Annotated in this window: 5 protein-coding genes; 1 reads left to right on the top strand and 4 read right to left on the bottom strand. The window is 43.3% G+C overall.

Annotation, left to right across the window (positions count from 1 at the left end; translation table 11 throughout):
- Positions 1–321: 321 nt before the first annotated feature.
- The 3 genes from dinB to ACFFAP_RS37885 all read right to left on the bottom strand — a co-directional run bounded on the left by dinB (position 322) and on the right by ACFFAP_RS37885 (position 2,067).
- Complete coding sequence (gene dinB / locus ACFFAP_RS37895) at positions 322–858, bottom strand: DNA polymerase IV (protein WP_375516016.1); 537 nt, start codon at positions 856–858, stop codon at positions 322–324.
- Between the two features lie 385 nt (positions 859–1,243).
- The gene (locus tag ACFFAP_RS37890) at positions 1,244–1,723 is read right to left on the bottom strand and encodes an SRPBCC domain-containing protein (RefSeq protein ID WP_375516015.1); all 480 of its coding nucleotides are present in this window, start codon (positions 1,721–1,723) and stop codon (positions 1,244–1,246) included.
- Positions 1,724–1,743: 20 nt separating this feature from the next.
- Complete coding sequence (locus ACFFAP_RS37885; RefSeq protein WP_375516014.1) at positions 1,744–2,067, bottom strand: ArsR/SmtB family transcription factor; 324 nt, start codon at positions 2,065–2,067, stop codon at positions 1,744–1,746.
- Between the two features lie 105 nt (positions 2,068–2,172).
- Between ACFFAP_RS37885 and ACFFAP_RS37880 the strand changes: the two genes are divergently transcribed.
- Positions 2,173–2,334 (top strand): hypothetical protein, encoded by a 162-nt coding sequence (locus ACFFAP_RS37880; RefSeq protein ID WP_375516013.1) that lies wholly within the window; start codon positions 2,173–2,175, stop codon positions 2,332–2,334.
- Here ACFFAP_RS37880 and ACFFAP_RS37875 read toward each other — a convergent pair.
- Positions 2,327–2,518 carry a hypothetical protein gene (locus tag ACFFAP_RS37875; protein ID WP_375516012.1) on the bottom strand — a complete coding sequence of 64 codons (192 nt, stop codon included), beginning with the start codon at positions 2,516–2,518 and terminating at the stop codon, positions 2,327–2,329. The genes ACFFAP_RS37880 and ACFFAP_RS37875 overlap by 8 nt on opposite strands.
- Between the last annotated feature and the right edge of the window lie 75 nt (positions 2,519–2,593).

The raw sequence follows: 2,593 nt of genomic DNA, 5'->3' as shown, positions 1-2,593 counted from the left end.
CAAATGTCACTCATCCCTGAATATTTCTATTCATTTCGAGTGAACGAATCGCACCACCACACCTAAAGGTGAGGGCTTGAATATTGATAAGTATTACGTATTTATTCCATAAATAAATTTAGGACCAATTTGTTTAGTAAAGTGGCGCGATGTTGATGGGTTTACCCATGAGCGACCACTATTCATAGTTTCTCAGATTGAGCTTTCAATAGCGTAGACTTGTATCTGAAATTAATCAATTATTCTATTATGTTCACAATTGTGAATTGCGAATTGCGAATTGCGAATTGTTTGGTCACCTCTCCTATACCGTGGAACTTCTCAATCGCTAGCTGTTCTACAAATGCGTAGACGCTTGCGGCTTGTCTTAGACATCGCTTGCTCTGGTAAAATCACTGTCAACCCGTTGGGCTTGTTCTGTCCTGATGCCATTTTTGCAAGAAACTTGTTAATTGACACGCCTGCGGTCGCCGTCAGCTGAGTTGACTGAAAAATTGCAGTTTTAATATATCTTGCAATCGTAGAAGCGTAGGTGATGTTTTGCCTATTCTCAGTAACGTCAAGGTATGCTTCATCTAGTGCAACTCCTTCCACCAAGTGAGTATAGCGTTTGAATATGGCGTGGATTGAAGTGGAAATATCTCGGTAAACATCAAATCTCGGTCTGACAAAGATAAGTGCGGGACATTTGGCAATTGCTGTTACTGACGGCATCGCGGAATGAATACCAAATTTTCTGGCTTCATAACTGGCTGCTGCAACTACGCCTCGCTGGCTAGGACTGCCACCGACGACTAACGGTTTTCCTCGGTAGCTAGGGTTATCCCTTTGCTCTACCGATGCGTAAAAAGCATCCATATCTACGTGAACTATCTTTCTCACTTGGAAGCAGAGTCAAGCATTAGAAAGTTAGGCTAACTGGTGCTTAGTAAAATACTATATTACCAGTCCTATAGTACATTAGCACTACTTATTCCCAATACCATATTTGCATTACTTAGCACTTGCTATGTGACCAGTCGCTACAGTAATGAGCTATGCCATTCGTCATCACAACTCATCTCGGAGCCACCAGGAGCAGATTGAAGTTACTTTAACAAACAGCAATATTGGTGTCAGTCGCTAGAAGAAGATTCTTATTTTGTATTAATATTTTGTATTATAAATGTAGCATAAAAATATCGGTTTGACATTTACCGAAGCGATCGCTTCGGTAAATGTCAAGCCTGCGAGCAAGTTGTAATTAATCGTTTGGTTCTAAAAGCTTGCCCAAAGCTTCAACGGACTGCCGCCAGCCGCTTTCCATGCCGCTGGCAACCATGCCGTCACGGTCTGACTGGTTCATTGCTGTGCTATGGGTACGAATCTCAGTTGTATGTTCGTCAATTGCGACAAACTCAGCTTTTTCCAGCATGACATGCCCACGTTCCGGCATCCCCAAGAATTCAAATGTCTGCACGATTCGTTTATCTAGAGCGACTTCATGAAAACAGCCAGTAAACTCATACTCGTGACCGTCTTGTGATTGTTCAGCAATGTGCCAACTGCCCCCGTCTTGACAATCGAAGTGATACACTTTCATTGGATTACCGCGACACCACCAACTAGCAAACAGTTCCTCTTTGGTATATGCTTCAAATACCTTTTCTAACGGAGCCTTAATTGTGACAGTACCGAAGATATTTTGTGAATTTTCTGGAACTGTTACTGTAAGATGTGCCATACTACCCTCCTGCTACTTTGTTATCGATCTTCTAGTAGTTTTTCCAGAGCATCAAAGCGGGCACTCCAGATTTTTTCATACTCGCCCAGATACGCTACGGCTACTTTGAGAGTTTTCGGCTGAATCTGAATAACTTTCTCCTTACCACTTCGACGCTTGGTAATCAGTCCGGCTTTCTCCAACACACTGATGTGCTTTGCGATCGCTGCAAAAGACATCGCATAGGGTTGTGCTAATTCGCCGATAGTATGTTCTGCTGTTGATACCCGCTTAAGAATGTCTCGCCGCGTCACATCAGCCAGAGCAGCAAAAATTTTATCAAGGGCTACATTTGATTCAACCATATAGTTGAATGATAGCTAAAAGTACAAATCGTGTCAAGTGACAACGCAGACAACTTTTACCTTCTGTCTTGGGCAAATTCTACCTGAAGTCACATACAATTTTGGGTGTTACTTCCACTGTGCTTCCAGGCGATCGCTAGGGAATCTTATTGCCAGCTTGCTCTACTGCCTGATGCCATACATCCGCTTATACAGCCGATTCCAACTCGGCTTTCGCCAAAAACCGCAATTATCGTTCGTTGGTCGGCATTGGGACTTCTCACCTAATCAAACCCAAATGCCGATGAAATGCTTCAACAGCATTCGCCACACCATCTTCAGCCCTGATTTTCTCACCTAACTCTTGGGCTTTACACCGCATGACCTCATCACCCAGTACTACTTCAATTGCTGCTGCTAAAGTTTTTTCTGATACCTTCTGGTACGGTATCGGTTGTGGGCTGACTCCCAACCGAGTTAGCTTTTCACCCTAAACTGGCTGATCTGCAAAAAAGGGTACAGTAACTGATGGTATCCCCGCACGTAA

Source organism: uncultured Nostoc sp., from assembly GCF_964245575.1.
Classification (GTDB): Bacteria; Cyanobacteriota; Cyanobacteriia; order Cyanobacteriales; family Nostocaceae; genus Nostoc.
This window is presented reverse-complemented; position numbering and strand designations above follow the sequence as displayed.

Bases quoted from the DNA above. Each gene is read 5' to 3' on its own strand.
- ACFFAP_RS37890 (WP_375516015.1), bottom strand. From the start codon at position 1,723: ATGGCACATCTTACAGTAACAGTTCCAGAAAATTCACAAAATATCTTC.
- dinB (WP_375516016.1), bottom strand. From the start codon at position 858: ATGGATGCTTTTTACGCATCGGTAGAGCAAAGGGATAACCCTAGCTAC.
- ACFFAP_RS37885 (WP_375516014.1), bottom strand. From the start codon at position 2,067: ATGGTTGAATCAAATGTAGCCCTTGATAAAATTTTTGCTGCTCTGGCT.